Here is a 16968-nt window from a genome sequence, read left to right as displayed (position 1 = left end):
AAATTAAGCTAATGCAGCCTTTACTTTTTCAGCAGCCTCAGACAATGTAATTGCAGATACTACTTTAAGACCAGACTCATCAATAATTTTTGCTCCTTCTTCAGCGTTAGTACCTTGAAGACGTACAATAATTGGCACATTGATATCACCAATGTTTTTGTAAGCTTCAACAACACCGTTTGCAACTCTATCACAACGTACGATACCACCAAATACATTGATAAGGATAGCTTTTACGTTAGGATCTTTAAGGATGATACGGAAACCAGCTTCTACAGTAGTAGCGTTTGCTCCACCTCCAACATCAAGGAAGTTAGCAGGATCACCACCTGAAAGTTTAATCATATCCATAGTTGCCATTGCTAGACCAGCACCGTTTACCATACAGCCTACGTTACCGTCTAATTTTACATAGTTCAAACCAGATCCACCAGCTTCAACTTCTGTAGGATCTTCCTCAGTTACGTCACGCATTTCTGCAATGTTCTTATGACGGTATAAAGCGTTATCATCGATACCTACTTTAGCGTCAACAGCCATAACTTGATCATCTGAAGTTTTGAACACAGGGTTGATTTCAAACATTTCAGAATCAGTATCAACGTAAGCATTGTAAAGAGCAGTAACGAATTTCACCATCTCTTTGAATGACTTACCTGAAGTTCCTAAGTTGAAAGCAATTCTTCTTGCTTGGAAACCTTGAATACCTACTGCTGGATCGATTTCTTCTTTGAAGATAAGTTCTGGAGTTTTCTCAGCAACTTCCTCAATGTCCATACCACCCTCAGTAGAGTACATGATCATATTTTTACCTGTAGCTCTGTTTAATAATACAGAGATATAGTATTCTTTAATTTCTGATTCACCTGGGTAGTAAACATCTTGTTGAATCATGATCTTGTTTACTTTCTTACCCTCAGGACCTGTTTGAGGAGTAACTAATTGCATTCCGATGATTTGCTCTGAAAGAGTTTTCACCTCGTCCATGCTCTTAGCAACTTTTACTCCACCGCCTTTACCACGGCCGCCTGCATGAATTTGAGCTTTTACAACCCAAAAGTTTGTTCCTGTTTCTTCAGTAAGTTTTTTTGCAGCTTCAACTGCTTGTTCTGGAGTGTCTGCTACATAACCTGCAGGAACTTTTACTCCGTACTCCTTAAGGATGCTTTTCGCTTGGTATTCGTGAATATTCATGATATTAGACCCGTTGGGCGCACAAGTTTGTTTTGTGTATTGCTACTTGATTATACTTTATGATTTACATCATTAAAGTTTGGTATTACAATTCTAAATAAAATAAAACAAAAGTCAAATTTGCATACACGAATAAGCGATATTGAAATTTATACTTCAAAAAAAATATTACGCTTAAAACATTGTAATAACACTGATAATCAACCAGTAAACGTATTTAAACACTAACAAATGTTCGAAATGCAGTTTTTTATGACTTTATTATTTTAACGAAGTTTTTTTTACAAAAAAGGTGATTTGAATACACAAATCACCTTTTTTAATTTTATCATTTGACTACTTTTTAGTTGTAGTCTTCTTCTTTGCTGTTGTTTTCTTAGCGGCAGTCTTTTTAGCTGGAGCTTTTTTAGCAGGTTCTTTCTTAGCAGCTGCTTTACCCTTAGCTTTAGGTGCTGGAGCTTCCTCTATGATTTTCTTAACTTCCTCATAAGTTAACTCTTCCGCTTTTTCTTTTAACTCTTTTGGAATTTTTACGTTTTGCTTACCGTATTTTATGTAAGCACCCCATCTACCATTTAGTAATTGTAGATCTTCCTCTTCCTCAAAAGTTTTAATTAATTTTTTGGCATCCGCTTCTCGTTTTGCCTTAATTAATTCGATAGCTGTTTCTAATTCAACTGTTTCTGGAGCGTATTCTTTCCCTAAAGAAACAAATTTACCATCATGTCTAATATATGGGCCAAAACGACCAATGGCTGCTACAACTACTTTATCTTCGAATTTACCAAGAGTTCTTGGTAGTTTGAATAATTCTAGAGCATCTTCAAGAGTAATCGATTCTAAATATTGCCCTTTTCTTAAAGAAGCAAATTTCTTCTCTTCATCTTCTTGATCTCCTATTTGAACAATAGGACCAAAACGACCTAATCTAGTAATGACTGGCTTACCTGTTTGAGGATCCGTTCCTAATACCCTCTCAGCGTGAGCTTCTGCTCTATCTGCATTTTCTTCAGTTTCAATTACATTTTCATGGAATGGCTTGTAGAACGTATTCAACATATTTTGCCACTCTAAATTACCATGTGCAATTTCATCGAATTGTTCTTCAACATTAGCTGTAAAAGAATAATCAACGACTTTAGGGAAATGCTTTACAAGAAAATCATTTACTACCATACCCATGTTTGTTGGGAATAGCTTACCTTTTTCAGAACCATAAGTTTCTGTCAATGATTTTTCTTGAATTTTATTATCAGCTAAAACAAGCTTTGTATAATTTCTTTCTTTACCATCTCTAGCTTCTTTTATCACATACTCTCTTCTCTGAATAGTAGAAATAGTAGGTGCATAAGTAGATGGTCTACCAATACCTTTTTCTTCCAAAGTTTTCACTAAACTAGCTTCGGTATACCTTGCAGGTGGTCTAGAGAATCTTTGTGTAGCATTGATTTCATTTAATGGCATTGCTTGATTCACATTCAAAGGAGGTAACATACCTTTAGTTTCCTCATCTTCATCATGATCATCATCATTAGACTCAATATATGCTTTCAAGAAACCTTCAAACTTCACTACCTCTCCTCTAGCAACAAATTTCTCAGCGCGTTTAGCTGTAGTGATTTCAGCAGTAGTTCTTTCAAGTTTTGCATCAGCCATTTGAGAAGCAACAGCCCTTTTCCAAATAAGGTCATATAACCTAGCCTCACGGTTATCATCAAGCTTTAGTTTATGATTCTTAAAGTTTGTAGGTCTAATTGCCTCATGGGCTTCCTGAGCCCCCTTATTTGATGTTTTAAAATGACGCTCTTGAACAAAATCATTTCCATACACTCTAGCAATCTCCTCAGTTGCCGAAGCAATAGCCTCATTTGATAAGTTCAATGAGTCGGTACGCATGTAGGTGATATGACCTGCTTCATACAATCGTTGAGCTAATGACATTGTTGAAGCAACCGAATATCCTAATTTTCTACTTGCTTCCTGTTGTAAGGTAGAAGTAGTAAAAGGAGGCGCAGGAGTTTTCTTTCCTGGCTTTGTTTTTATATCTGAAATTGAAAAATCAGCTCCTATACAATCATTTAAAAATGATTCAGCATCTTCTTTAGAATTGAACTTTGTCGACAATTCTGCTTCAAGTGATTTTCCATTGCCTAAATCAAAACTTGCTACAACTTTAAAAAAGTCTTTTGCTTTAAAGGATTCGATTTCTCTTTCCCTTTCAACGACTAATCTTGCCGCTACACTTTGTACACGACCTGCAGAAAGTCCTCTTTGTATTTTTTTCCATAATACAGGAGATAATTCAAATCCTACCAATCGATCTAAGATACGTCTAGCCTGTTGGGCATTGACTAAATCATAATCAATAGTTCTTGGAGATTTGATTGCAGTTTGTATTGCTGTTTTAGTAATCTCTCTAAAAACAATACGCTTAGTCTCTTTATTTTCCAGCTTTAAGGTTTCTTGTAAGTGCCAAGAAATAGCTTCACCTTCACGGTCATCATCGGTAGCTAACCAAACTGTTTCAGCTTCCTTAGTTAATTTCTTTAGTTCTCTAATGACATCTTTCTTGTCGGGAGATACTTCATACTGTGGTGAGAAGTTATGTTCAACATCAATGGCATCATTACCTTTCTTAAGGTCTCTGACATGTCCGTAACTTGACCTTACTGTATATCCTTCTCCTAAATATTTTTCAATTGTCTTGGCTTTCGCAGGTGACTCGACAATTAATAAATTCTTTGTCATATATATTTAATCTCTATTCTATCGATCCAGAAACGTTTTTACGGGTATTTAAAATTATGGCATTATCTCCCGCGCGAAACAACTTATTACAAACTTCATGAAAGTTCAAAGAAAAAAACAACAAAAAAATAAAATCAGTGCATTTTCTTTCATTTTTATAATCTGCATCATTTTAATGAGTGACTTATATCATTTAAATGTAATTATTTGTTTTTCGTTGATAATTAAAGAATTTGTACCGTTAACACACTGAATTAAGGCCTTTTTTTTGTAAAAAAATTATTATTAAAATATATTTAGGCACTCAAACGAATATAAGGGACAATTTGAGACAATAATTTTACACGTGCGAACAAAATAATTAACATCAAATTATGCAAGAAGTAGAACTTGACCACAACAAACCTCAAACAAATTCAGAGAAAGACATGAGTGAAAAGACAGCGCAATTGACGTATGGCGGTAAATCATATGATTTACCAGTTTTGAAGGGTTCGGAAGATGAACTAGGTATAGATATCAGTAAGCTTAGAGCTCAAAGTGGTTTGATCACTTTAGACGTTGGTTTTAAGAACACAGGTTCTACTACTAGTGACGTTACATTCCTTGACGGAGAGAAGGGTATTTTAAGATATAGAGGCTATTCGATCGAAGATCTTTGTGAGCATTCTACATTCTCAGAAGTTGCATATTTACTTATCAATGGAGAACTACCTACAGCCCAAGAATTTGAAAAATTCAAAACAGACATTTCTCGCCACACATTAGTACACGAAAATGTAAGAAAGATTTTTGATGGTTTCCCTGCAGACGCACATCCTATGGGAGTTCTTTCTTCATTAGTTACATCATTGACAGCTTTCCATCCAGAATCTCTTGATCCAAACAGAGATCCTAAGATGGTTGACTTAACTATCCACAGATTAATCGCTAAATTACCAACATTAGCATCTTGGGTATATAAGAAAAGCATTGGTCATCCATTGATGTACCCAGAGAATAAATTAAGTTATTTAGAGAACTTCATGAAAATGATGTTCGGTTTACCAGTTGAGGACTATGAATTAGATCCAATCTTAGTAGATGCTCTAGATAAATTATTAATCTTACACGCTGACCACGAGCAAAACTGTTCGGCAGCTACAGTAAGAGTCGTAGGGTCTTCTCAAGCTTCATTATATGTTGCAGTTGCTGCAGGTATCAATGCACTTTGGGGACCTTTACATGGCGGTGCCAACCAAGCGGTTATCGAAATGTTAGAAGATATCCATGCTAACGGTGGTGACGTAGATAAGTTCATCGCGAAAGCAAAAGATCCTAACGATCCATTCCGTTTAATGGGCTTTGGTCACAGAGTATACAAAAACTTCGACCCTCGTGCTAAAATCATCAAGAAGCATGCAGATGCAGTACTTGAGAAATTAGGCATTAACGATCCACTATTAGAGATCGCTAAAGGTTTAGAAGAAAAAGCATTAAACGACGAGTACTTCCAAGCTAGAAAATTATACCCTAACGTAGACTTCTACTCAGGTATTATTTACAAGGCAATGGGCTTCCCTACTGAAATGTTTACAGTATTGTTTGCTCTTGGTCGTCTTCCAGGTTGGATTGCACAATGGAAAGAATCTAGAGAGTTATCTCAACCAATTTCTCGTCCTCGTCAGATCTATACTGGTGAAACAGCAAGACCTTATCCTAAGAAATAATTTATTTTTTAGAGAAAATATAAAGAGAGCCATCAGAAATGATGGCTTTTTTTATGTATTTTTATTTCATCTATTATCAAGTTCTAGTATTCTATTCATCTTTATTACAATCCTATGAGAGGAATATATTTAGTTATATTCATTTTTCACACATTCCTACTTTATGGACAAGGAAACTATTATTGGCAACAACAACAAGGTGCAAATGGCAATTTACTTGGAGGTTCACTAGCCTCAGGAGCCACCGATAACAGTGCCATTTATTATAACCCTGGTGCATTAGCTTTTACTGAAACTCCAAACGTATCTTTTACTTCAGACTTAATTGGTTACACCATACTTAACATAAAAAATGGCGCAGGTGAAGGTGTTGACATTAAGGGTAATAGTTTGGAAACAAAGCCACAAATGGTAGCTGGTACGGCTTTTAAATACAATAAGCAAAAGTTTAAAGTAACTTATGCCTTTATTAATCTTTTGAACTCAAAACATGAATTTGCAGTACAAAATTCTGGGAGTGTCAATGGATCCAATGTATTTTTTGAAGGATACTTTAATTACAAATCATTACTTAGGAATGATCGTTTTGCAATAGGAACAACTTACCGATTAAGTGAAAAGATTGGTGTCGGAATTACTCATTTCCTTGATATTAAATCAGCACAGATTACTTCCAATGTAGATCAAACCTGGGCCAATGGAAATGGAGTTCAAGATACATTTTCTGCTTTCACAAATTTACGTTTTAATCATGCATCTCTATTATGGAAAATAGGTATAGCATGGCATGTTAATCAAAACCTCAATCTTGGCTTTAACTTTGACACACCCGATATCCGAATCAAATTCCTTTCAAAATCTACGGCTCGAAAAATAAGAGAGAAAACATTAGATGATGGAAGTATTTCAAAAGAAATAAGCACACAAGACAAAGTATATTCCAACTACAAATTACCTTTTACAGCTGAGTTCAATATTGGATATACGATAAACAAAGTTGATTTATCTGGAAGAGTTGGAATTTTCAGTAAAGTGGACCGTTATGGAATGCTAGAATTACAACCTGAAATTTCTACTTTCTCTCCATTAGATCAATCTTTTAGTCAGTATTATAGTGCTAATAAAGTCATTTACAATGCTGCGGTCGGTGTAAAAAGTAGATTGATAAAAAGCATGAATTTCTTATCTGGTTTCAGGACAGATTTCAACATTGTAGATCAAAATCAAGTCAATCCACATGCTGAGAATGTGTTATCTTATGATTACTGGGACTTATACCATATTTCTGCAGGTATAGAATGGTTTGGCCCTCGGTTCAATATAATAGCTGGCTTAGTTACCGATTTAGGTTTTTCAAATGGAGATCCTCAATATGTAAACCTTACTCCTAGAGATTATAGTCAATTGAATGAGTTTCAAAGTAACACTGAATCTTCATTTGTACAATTTAATTTAGTCTTTGGTATTACTTATCACTTTGTAGATAAAACTCAATTATAATTATGATGATAAACAAAAAGGGAGAGTAATTAGCTTACTCTCCCTTTTTGTTTATTTACTCTTATCGTAATCAATACCTCCAAAAAGATGTAGATAGATTGACCTTGAAAGCCTAAATACAAATGTCATTAAGACTACCATTGGGATTACTGCAGCTGCTATATATACCAAAGGATCACTTGAGTCTAAGAAAAAATATACAGCAAAAATTGTTATAAACATGATTGCCGTGTTAATTCCATAGCTAACATACATAGCACCATAATAAAATCCTGTTTCAGGATTTAATGTTGTCCCACAATGTGGACATCTATCATTTATTTGGTGAAATTTAGGTGAGAGTGCCGAGTGTGTAAACATATCTCCTTGTCTACAACTTGGACATTTTTTTTCGATGATTGCAGAAAGTTTAGATTTACTCATATTTTATTTACCGAGTTCCAAACGTTGTTGTACCTGTTGCTTAGAAATATCTTTGATAATTCCTTTTTCACAGATCAGGGCGCGTTCAGGGTTTAACTTTAAAAATGAATGTTGATGTGTTGCCATAATCACACAAGTACCTTCTTCATTTATTTCTTTAAATAACTGAAGTATAGATCTAGATACTTTGGGATCTAAGTTACCTGTTGGTTCATCTGCAAGAATAAGCTTAGGACTATTTACTAATGCCCTAGCAATAGCTACTCTTTGCTGTTCACCACCTGATAACTGATGAGGCATTTTTTCTTTAGTTAGTTTTGGTAGATGCACCTTTTCAAGTAATTCATCTACTTTGTTTCTCATTTTCACTTCATTTTTCCAGCCTGTTGCTTTCATAACAAAGTGTAGGTTTTCTTCGACAGTTCTATCAGTTAGCAATTCAAAATCTTGAAATATAACACCAAGTGATCTTCTCAGAAATGGAACATCTTTATCACTTATTTCATTGACTTGAAATCCATTCACTTTTACTTTTCCAGAAGCAGGTAAAAGGTCAGCGTATAATAACTTCAATAATGATGATTTACCACTTCCTGTTGGGCCTAATAAGTACACAAATTCAGAAGATGCAACATCTATATTTACATCATTAAATATGATTGCTCCTTCAAAAGATATTTTGATATTTCTTAGGCTAACAACTTGATTCATTGAATATTAAATTTCTAATTTTTGAATTTTACCAAATTCTAAACTATCTATAACTTTTTTGAGGTCTTCTTCTTTTCCTTCAAGACCATATTTTTCAAGTTTAGTTAATGGTCGGTCTGCTCTAAAGTAAGCAATGAGAACAAAGTTATCATCGCGAAGTTGGATGTAATTAGGGATTTTTGCTTTCCCTTTTACTTTAATAATATACATAGAAAATTTTAAAATGTAATTCTCTTTATAATACTAAAAAATTGAGACAAGATAACTCTCTACCTTGTCTCAACTTTCTAATACAGAATAATATTTTATTCTTCCATTTTCTTAGCATCAGCGATAAACTGAGCTAGACCTTTATCTGTTAAAGGATGGTTCATAAGCATCTTAATCGCTTTCAATGGACAAGTTGCCACATCAGCTCCAAGTTCTGCACATTGCATAATGTGAATAGGATGACGAACAGAAGCAGCTAATACTTGAGTACCAAACCCGTAGTTTTCAAAAATGTTTACGATATCTTCAACTAATTGCATACCATCAGTTGAGACATCATCTAATCTACCAATAAACGGAGAAACATAAGTAGCTCCAGCTTTTGCAGCTAAAAGTGCTTGACCAGCAGAGAAGATTAAAGTACAGTTTGTATCAATACCTTTGCTAGAAAAATATTTGATCGCTTTGATACCGTCTTCAATCATTGGAATCTTAACTACGATTTTAGAATCAATAGCAGCCAATTCCTCACCTTCTTTGATCATTTCTTCGTAAGTAGTAGATAGAACCTCAGCACTTACATCACTATCAACAATATCACAGATTGCTTTATAATGAGCATGTACAGCTTCTTTTCCCTTTACACCTACTTTGGCCATTAAAGATGGGTTTGTTGTAACGCCATCTAATACACCTAGTGCATGAGCTTCCTTAATCTCATCTAAGTTGGCTGTATCAATAAAAAATTTCATGTCTATATAAGAGTTTAAGATTTGGACAAAAATATAGTTTTAAAAATAGAAAAAGTACAATAATTCTATTTTTTTAATTCCTCAAATGATTTTGTAAGCTCTATCGCTTGGTCGATGCAATTCGGCACAGATATACCTCCTTTCCAATTGGCAGAGATAAACAACCCTTCAATTGGGTTATTTTCTAGAGAATCCCACAATTCCAATACTTCTTCAGTGTACTGAGGAATAGCCCTATTCCATTTATAATATTTTTGAAATACAGGCTCTCCGGAAACTTCTATAGTATTAGTTAGTTCATCATGTACACTTGCCAAAACTTCTTTTTCAGAAAGTTCTGTTTTCTCTATATTCTGCATACCACCCACAAAAGTAGTAATCAAAATTTCATCACCATTGGTTCTGTTTGGGAAGATACTACTGGTCCATATACTACCAGAAGTAAATACATTTTCAACTTTTGGGTTTAAACCACCAAAACCTTGTGGAGCGTTTTGTGCATCACTCTTTTTATAAATTGAATGAACCACACACATTGGAGGCGCAGGAATATTTTCTAATCTCTGAGCTACATCTGGTAACATTTCTTTCAAGAAGCTCGCTGTTCCAATTGCATTGGATGCAATGACCACTTTATCAAATTGGAAAGTTTCTGTAGAAGTAACCACCTCAAAACCGCTTTCACCTTTTGAGATGTTTTTCACTTCTTGAGAAGTCTTCACATCAACTTGTTCTGCAATTTTATTGGTAAAAACAGATAGACCATTTTTGAAACTATATGCTTTCCTACGCTCTGTAGAAGCTCCTTCAGCTTTAGAATTTTTTCGCTGATTTATCATTCCTTTAATGATAGAACCATAATCTTTTTCCGCTTCATAAAGGGCAGGAAACGCAGCTTTAATGACCAATTTTTTTGGATCACCTGCATATATTCCTGAAACAAATGGATCTAATGCGTAATCACAGATTTCTTTATTGAAACGTCTTAAAAAGAAGTCGTATAACGATTCAATTTTTTCGGTAGGTTTATTCCTTCTAAAAAACTCTGTGATAATTTTTAATTTAGCTGAAAAGCTAAAGAAATGATTAGTAAAGAAATTATGTGGTCCAGAAGGAAGTATTTGGTATTTCCCTCCTTTTAAAACGAATCTATCCTTATTAGTATCTAATGCTTGGAGTAACTCTTCTCCTAACCCTAGTTCATTAATAAAATTAATATGCTGTGATGTTAGCAATAATGAATTGGGGCCATTCTCAAAAATCCTCCCATCAATTTTTTCAGTAGATATACATCCACCTACTTTTGATTGTTTCTCAAGAACAGTACAATTGTACCCTTTCTTATTCAGAAAATAAGCCGTTGTCAGACCTGATATCCCTCCTCCTATTATTCCTATATTCATCTATTAAAACGATAGATATTCGATGTAAAAAATTTAGATATCAAAGGTAGTTAAAAACTCTTTTTTTGATATACTTTTTACGCTAATCTTTTTAAATAAAAAAAGCCATTTCGTTTCCGAAATGGCTTTTTTATATGTTTTACAAAAGCTTTGTAAGCTATAGATTAAGCTTCAACGTTTAAAAGACCGTTAGTTTTCTTAACGCCTTCAGCTGAAGTATTTAATTTAGCTTGCTCATCTTCTGATAATTCAATCTCAACGATTTTCTCGATACCGTTTTTACCTAAGATTACAGGTACACCGATACAAAGATCATTTAAGCCATACTCTCCTTCTAATAGAGCAGAACATGGGAACATTTTCTTAGAATCTAAAGCGATTGCTTTAACTAATTCAGATACAGCTGCACCTGGAGCATACCAAGCTGAAGTACCTAATAATTTAGTTAATGTAGCACCACCAACTTTAGTAGCTTCTACGATACCTGATTTTTGCTCTTCGCTTAAGAATTCTGATACAGGAACTGAGTTACGAGTAGCTTTTTCGATCAATGGTACCATACCTACGTCTGAGTGACCACCGATTACCATACCTGAAACATCTGATTGAGGACAACCGATAGCTTCAGCTAAACGATATTTGAAACGAGCACTATCTAAAGCACCACCCATACCGATGATACGGTTTTTAGGAAGACCAGTAGCTTTTGCTGCTAAGTAAGTCATTGTATCCATTGGGTTAGAAACAACAATGATGATTACTTCTGGAGAATGCTTAATTAAGTTTTCAGCTACAGTTTTAACGATATTCGCGTTTGTAGTGATTAGCTCCTCACGAGTCATACCTGGCTTACGTGGGATACCTGAAGTGATTACAGCAACATCTGAACCTGCAGTAGCTGCATAATCATTTGTCACACCTGTGATAGTTGAATCGAATCCATTTAAAGAAGCAGTTTGCATCAAGTCCATTGCTTTACCTTCTGCGAATCCTTCCTTGATGTCAACCAATACGATTTCGTCTGCGAAATCTTTAATAGCGATGTATTCTGCACAGCTCGCGCCTACTGCGCCTGCTCCTACGACTGTTACTTTCATTTGTGTTGTGCTAGTTTGTAAAAAAAGTAATTTATAAAAATTATTACCCTACAAATTTGCATTAATTATTTAACATAATTGAATGATTAGAGGATAACATAAAAATGATTTTTGTCAGTTTTTAATTTCTTGTTTATTGCATTAACAAAATTATCTTATCAGATTGCATTAAAAATTAGACTTTTTATAATGAAAATTGAAGAAATATATAAGATCTTTCTGAGTACCAGTGAAGTATCAACTGACTCTAGAAATATTAATAAAAACTGTCTTTTTTTTGCTTTGAAAGGCGGAAATTTTGATGGTAATAAATATGCTAAAGGTGCAATTGAGAAAGGAGCTGCTTTTGCTATTGTTGATGACAAATCTGTTGCTGAAAATGAGCGATTTATATTAGTCGATGATGTTTTATCAACATTACAAGAACTAGCTGCATACCATAGAGATCAATTTGACATACCTGTTATTGCGGTGACTGGTTCTAACGGTAAGACGACTACGAAAGAAATCCTGCTTCGCATATGTGAAACAACTTTCAAAACTCATGCAACAAAAGGTAATTTCAATAACCACATTGGCGTCCCTCTAACATTACTTGATATGCCCAAAAATACTGAAGTGGCTTTAATTGAAATGGGTGACAATCATGTTGGCGAAGTTGCTGAACTATGTAAAATAGCAAAACCAACTCAAGGGTTCGTTACCAATATCGGTAAAGACCATATTGAGGGCTTTGGTAGCTTTGAACAAAATATAAGAGCAAAGAGTGAAATCTTTGACTACTTGATAAAAAACAATGGAATTATATACATCAATTCTAAAGATGAAATTCTAAAAAACATGTCAAAACGTATGAAGAACCCAATACTTTACGGTGATGAATACGATTTTGCATTTTTAGAATTTATTGAAGTTAATCCATTTATTGTATATAAAGACAGACAAGAAAATATTATCGAAACCAATCTATTTGGTGCTTATAATTTTGAAAATATCCTCACTGCTTTTACTGTTGGAAAAAAATTAGGGATTGAACCAAATGTGATGAATAAAGCAATAGCTTCTTATTCTCCATCCAACAATAGATCTGAGATCGTTAAAACAGAAAAAAATACATTAATTCTTGATGCTTACAATGCAAACCCATCATCCATGGAAGTCGCTTTGAAGAACCTATCTTTAATTGATAGTGATAAGCAGAAGTATGTTATGTTGGGTGATATGTTCGAATTAGGAGAAATATCCTCTGAAGAACATTCCAACATCATTAATCTTGCACAAACATCAGGTTTTAAAGAAACTTTCTTTATTGGTGAACGTTTCTCTGAGTTCAATCAGAACAATAACCAATTTTTTCAATCGAAAGAGGAATTTATTGATTATTTAAAATCTCAAAATATAAAAGATTCCATCATTCTAATAAAAGGTTCAAGGTCTATGGGATTAGAAGCTTTAAAGGAAGTGTTGTAAAAAAGAAATGGCGATCTATTCTAGGTGATCGCCATTTCTTTATTTAAACTCTAATACACCACCACTCATTATCTGAGGATAAGTAATTATTCTGTCCTTTATTTCTTTTCCATTATAAGTGATTTTTGTTACGCTCTCTCCTTTTGGTACTGATGATCTTACCTCAAAAACAAGATCATCCCCCAATAAAATTTTTGCATTGGAAACTTGTGGTTTCATAATGACAAATTCAGAGTTCACTGGGTTGACAGGATAAAAACCCAGAGTTGAAAAAATATACCATGCACTCATTTGTCCACAATCATCATTACCAGTGATACCTCTAGGTGTATTATCATAGAATTCATCATAGATTCTCGATACTAATTCTTCTCCTTTTTCAGGTTTATCAGAGTAAGCATATAAATATGCAATATGATGAGATGGTTCATTTCCATGAGCGTATTGTCCTATCATTGCTTCTTGCCCTAAATGTTTATTATCGCCATTAGATTCGGTACTAAAAAATTCATCCAATAACTTTGTGAAGTTGTCTTTACCTCCTAATAACTCTGTATATCCTTCAACATCATACTGCATAGGAGTCCAAGTATATTGCCATGCATTTGCTTCGGTGTAGTCTCCTGGATTATTCATTGGAGATGTTGGCGTAAGTGGATCAAAGGGTGTTCTGAACTTACCATTTGAATCTTTTCCTCTCATCAAACCAGTACTATCATCAAATAAGTTTTTATAGAACATCGATCTACGATTAAAAGACTCATGCAACTTTTCTTTCCCCATCATTTCCGCCATTAAAGAGATACTGTAATCATCTAATCCACTTTCTAATGTTCTTGAAACAGATTCATTATCAATTAGATCAAAAGGATAGTAACCGTATTTGTTATACATTTCCCAATCTGACTTCAAATGACGAACAATTGATGATTCTACCATTGCATCTAATGCCTTAGTCGCATCAAAATCACTAAATCCTTTTACATAAGCATCTACAATTACAGGAATAGAGTGATTACCAATCATGCAATAGTTTTCTTGTCCCCAAGCAGTCCAAATAGGTAAAAAACCTTGTTGCTGACTATGATCTATCATCGTATTGACAAAAGCATCTACTTTTAAGGGTGTAATTAAGGTATATAATGGATGAGCAGCCCTGTAGGTATCCCATAATGATAGTGTAGAATAATATTCTTTATTATACCCTTTATGTATTTCATCATCGGGACCTCTGTATTTACCATCGACATCCGCAATGTTGGAAGGTTGTAAGAACAGATGATATAGACTTGTATAAAAAATCTCTTTATGCCTTTTGGAAGTTTCTTCAATATCAATTTTTGATAAATAGTTATTCCAAATTTCTTTAGAACTTTGTACTACTTTACTAAAATCCCAATGAGGCAGTTCAGTATCCATATTATTAATAGCTCCTTCTACACTCACTGAAGATAAGGCAACCTTAACCAATAAAGAGTCAGTCTTAAAATTGATAATATACTTATCTGCTTTTTCTTTATTATGTTTTGGGAATTTTTCTATTTCTTGTATTGGGTGATCAAACTTAATATGATAGAAATATTTTCTTTCTACCCAATTCTTGGTATGTGCATATCCTGAAATTGAATTTTCTCTTGTATTAATTTCAGAGTTTGCTTCAAGAACTAAATTAAGGCTATCAACTGTAAATCTTAATCCATGTTGAAGGTTGATATATATGTTGGCCTTATCGTTTGGAAAAGTATATCTGTGTAATGCTACTCTTTCTGTAGATGTTAATTCTGCCTTAGTTTTATTTTCAAGGTCAACAGAATAATATCCTATTTCAGCTTTTTCATTTAGCTTACGGGTTTTCCTATTGCTTGTTGTAAAAGGTAAAATCAGAATATCTCCAAATTCACTAATACCTGTACCACTTGCTCTTGTTTGAGAAAATCCTAAAATTGTTGAATCTTTTAGTTGGTAACCTGAGGTATAATCCCAGCCCTGACTTGTGTTATCTGGACCTGGCTGTACCATTGCAAAGGGCCTGCTTGGTCCTGGAAAAGTATGTCCGGTTCCATCAGTACCAATAAAAGGGTTAACATATTGAGTATAATCAGTGGTAATATTTAACTGTGTTCTTTTATTTGTAGGTTGACATCCAATAAAAGTTACAGTGAAAAAAAATAAAAGGTATTTATTCATTTCTGGGTTATTTTCATTCAATATAAAAAAAGGTATCAAGTTTATAAAACCTGATACCTTTTATATTATTTAGAGATCTACTATCTCTTCTTTTTTCCTCCTAAACGATTACGAAGAGAACCTTTTTTCTGTCCTTTACCTTTTTTACCCATACCAGGGATACCAGACATTTTATTCACTTTCTTCATCATTTTACGCATCTCTTCAAACTGCTTGATCAAGTTGTTCACTTGTTGTACTGAAGTACCAGAACCAGCAGCAAGACGTTTCTTACGAGATTGATCCAAAGAATCAGGATTTTGTCTCTCATAAGGAGTCATTGAATTGATGATCGCTTCAACAGGTTTAAACGCATTAGAATCAATTTCTTGATCTTTAACCATCTTATTTAAACCAGGAACCATTCCAATCAAATCTTTCAAATCACCCATCTTCTTGATATGTTGGATTTGAGAAAGAAGGTCATTGAAATCAAATTGGTTTTTACGAAGTTTCTTGTTTAGACGCTTTGCCTCTTCTTCATCAAAAGCTTGTTGTGCTCTTTCAACTAATGAGATAACGTCACCCATACCAAGGATACGTTGAGCCATACGGTCAGGGTGGAACTCATCTAAAGTGTTATCTAACTTCTCACCAGTCGAGATGAATTTAATAGGTTTGTCAACTACTCTTCTAATTGAAAGTGCTGCACCACCACGAGTATCACCATCTAACTTAGTAAGAACTACACCGTCGAAGTTCAATCTATCGTTGAAGGCCTTAGCTGTATTTACAGCATCTTGACCTGTCATTGAGTCTACTACGAATAAAGTTTCAGAAGGATTAACAGCATTTTTAACTGCCTCGATTTCCTTCATCATTTCTTCATCTACAGCCAAACGACCCGCTGTATCGACTACTACTATTGATTTTCCATTTGTTTTGGCAAATTTAATGGCATTTTCCGCGATAGAAACAGGGTTCTTGTTTTCGCGCTCAGTGTAAACATCTACACCTATTTGCTCACCAAGAGTTTCAAGCTGATCGATAGCGGCTGGACGGTAAACGTCTGCAGCTACTAATAATACTTGTTGTCCTTGCTTTTTAAGTCTTGCACCTAGCTTACCAGTAAAAGTTGTTTTACCTGAACCTTGCAGACCAGAAATAAGAACAGTTGCAGGCGATCCTTGTGGAGAGAAAGGTGTCATTGTACCACCCATTAGCTCCGTTAACTTATCGCTTACAATTTTAGTAAACAATTGACCTGGTTTAACGTCAATAAGGATATTCTGACCTAACGCCTGCTCACGAATTTCATTCGTAATTTCTTTTGCTACTTTAAAGTTTACGTCGGCCTCTAAAAGAGCTCTACGAATTTCTTTAACAGTTGACGCTACGTTGATTTCACTAATTGACCCCTCACCTTTCAGATTCTTGATCGCACGGTCAATTCTATTACTAAGATTATCAAACATATATTTTTATATATCTTTTCTTGTATTATTACTATTTCAGTTTAGCTCGCAAAAATAAAATTTCTGCTTGTCTTTTACAATTAAATATAAGACATCTTCATCAACTAAAA

General features: G+C 34.2%; 13 protein-coding genes. 3 read left to right on the top strand and 10 right to left on the bottom strand.

The window, feature by feature from the left end; genetic code table 11:
* Positions 1 to 3: 3 nt before the first annotated feature.
* Together sucC and topA are read right to left on the bottom strand one after the other, a co-directional pair.
* Entirely contained in the window at positions 4 to 1194 is a 1191-nt protein-coding gene (sucC, locus tag HGP29_RS14450) for an ADP-forming succinate--CoA ligase subunit beta (RefSeq protein ID WP_168883129.1), read from the bottom strand.
* Between the two features lie 336 nt (positions 1195 to 1530).
* Entirely contained in the window at positions 1531 to 3942 is a 2412-nt protein-coding gene (topA, locus tag HGP29_RS14445; RefSeq protein ID WP_168883128.1) for a type I DNA topoisomerase, read from the bottom strand.
* 428 nt (positions 3943 to 4370) lie between these two features.
* Here topA and HGP29_RS14440 point away from each other — a divergent pair, with 428 nt between their 5' ends.
* Both HGP29_RS14440 and HGP29_RS14435 read left to right on the top strand, forming a co-directional pair.
* Positions 4371 to 5651, top strand: a complete 1281-nt coding sequence (locus HGP29_RS14440; protein ID WP_168883460.1) for a citrate synthase — start codon at positions 4371 to 4373, stop codon at positions 5649 to 5651.
* A 114-nt stretch (positions 5652 to 5765) separates the two neighbouring features.
* Positions 5766 to 7151 (top strand): outer membrane protein transport protein, encoded by a 1386-nt coding sequence (locus HGP29_RS14435; protein ID WP_168883127.1) that lies wholly within the window; start codon positions 5766 to 5768, stop codon positions 7149 to 7151.
* Between the two features lie 51 nt (positions 7152 to 7202).
* On the opposite strand, the gene HGP29_RS14430 is transcribed toward HGP29_RS14435, so the two are convergent.
* The 6 genes from HGP29_RS14430 to mdh all read right to left on the bottom strand — a co-directional run bounded on the left by HGP29_RS14430 (position 7203) and on the right by mdh (position 11747).
* Positions 7203 to 7574, bottom strand: a complete 372-nt coding sequence (locus HGP29_RS14430; RefSeq protein ID WP_168883126.1) for a DUF983 domain-containing protein — start codon at positions 7572 to 7574, stop codon at positions 7203 to 7205.
* 3 nt (positions 7575 to 7577) lie between these two features.
* Positions 7578 to 8285, bottom strand: coding sequence for a cell division ATP-binding protein FtsE (locus HGP29_RS14425; RefSeq protein ID WP_168883125.1), 708 nt, complete (start codon positions 8283 to 8285; stop codon positions 7578 to 7580).
* 6 nt (positions 8286 to 8291) lie between these two features.
* The gene (locus HGP29_RS14420; protein ID WP_168883124.1) at positions 8292 to 8495 is read right to left on the bottom strand and encodes a fructose-6-phosphate aldolase; all 204 of its coding nucleotides are present in this window, start codon (positions 8493 to 8495) and stop codon (positions 8292 to 8294) included.
* A 95-nt stretch (positions 8496 to 8590) separates the two neighbouring features.
* Complete coding sequence (fsa, locus tag HGP29_RS14415; RefSeq protein WP_168883123.1) at positions 8591 to 9247, bottom strand: fructose-6-phosphate aldolase; 657 nt, start codon at positions 9245 to 9247, stop codon at positions 8591 to 8593.
* 65 nt (positions 9248 to 9312) lie between these two features.
* Complete coding sequence (gene hemG, locus HGP29_RS14410; RefSeq protein WP_168883122.1) at positions 9313 to 10650, bottom strand: protoporphyrinogen oxidase; 1338 nt, start codon at positions 10648 to 10650, stop codon at positions 9313 to 9315.
* A gap of 164 nt (positions 10651 to 10814) precedes the next feature.
* Positions 10815 to 11747, bottom strand: a complete 933-nt coding sequence (gene mdh, locus HGP29_RS14405; protein ID WP_168883121.1) for a malate dehydrogenase — start codon at positions 11745 to 11747, stop codon at positions 10815 to 10817.
* A 189-nt stretch (positions 11748 to 11936) separates the two neighbouring features.
* Here mdh and HGP29_RS14400 point away from each other — a divergent pair, with 189 nt between their 5' ends.
* Positions 11937 to 13217, top strand: a complete 1281-nt coding sequence (locus HGP29_RS14400) for a UDP-N-acetylmuramoyl-tripeptide--D-alanyl-D-alanine ligase (protein WP_168883120.1) — start codon at positions 11937 to 11939, stop codon at positions 13215 to 13217.
* Between the two features lie 39 nt (positions 13218 to 13256).
* On the opposite strand, the gene HGP29_RS14395 is transcribed toward HGP29_RS14400, so the two are convergent.
* Both HGP29_RS14395 and ffh read right to left on the bottom strand, forming a co-directional pair.
* Complete coding sequence (locus HGP29_RS14395) at positions 13257 to 15404, bottom strand: GH92 family glycosyl hydrolase (RefSeq protein ID WP_168883119.1); 2148 nt, start codon at positions 15402 to 15404, stop codon at positions 13257 to 13259.
* 80 nt (positions 15405 to 15484) lie between these two features.
* A complete protein-coding gene (ffh, locus tag HGP29_RS14390) occupies positions 15485 to 16858 on the bottom strand; it encodes a signal recognition particle protein (RefSeq protein WP_168883118.1) in 1374 nt (457 codons plus the stop codon).
* Between the last annotated feature and the right edge of the window lie 110 nt (positions 16859 to 16968).

Source organism: Flammeovirga agarivorans, assembly GCF_012641475.1.
In the GTDB taxonomy this organism is placed as follows: domain Bacteria; phylum Bacteroidota; class Bacteroidia; order Cytophagales; family Flammeovirgaceae; genus Flammeovirga; species Flammeovirga agarivorans.
Note: the sequence above shows the minus strand (reverse complement) of the source record. Positions and strands in the feature narration are given on the sequence as shown.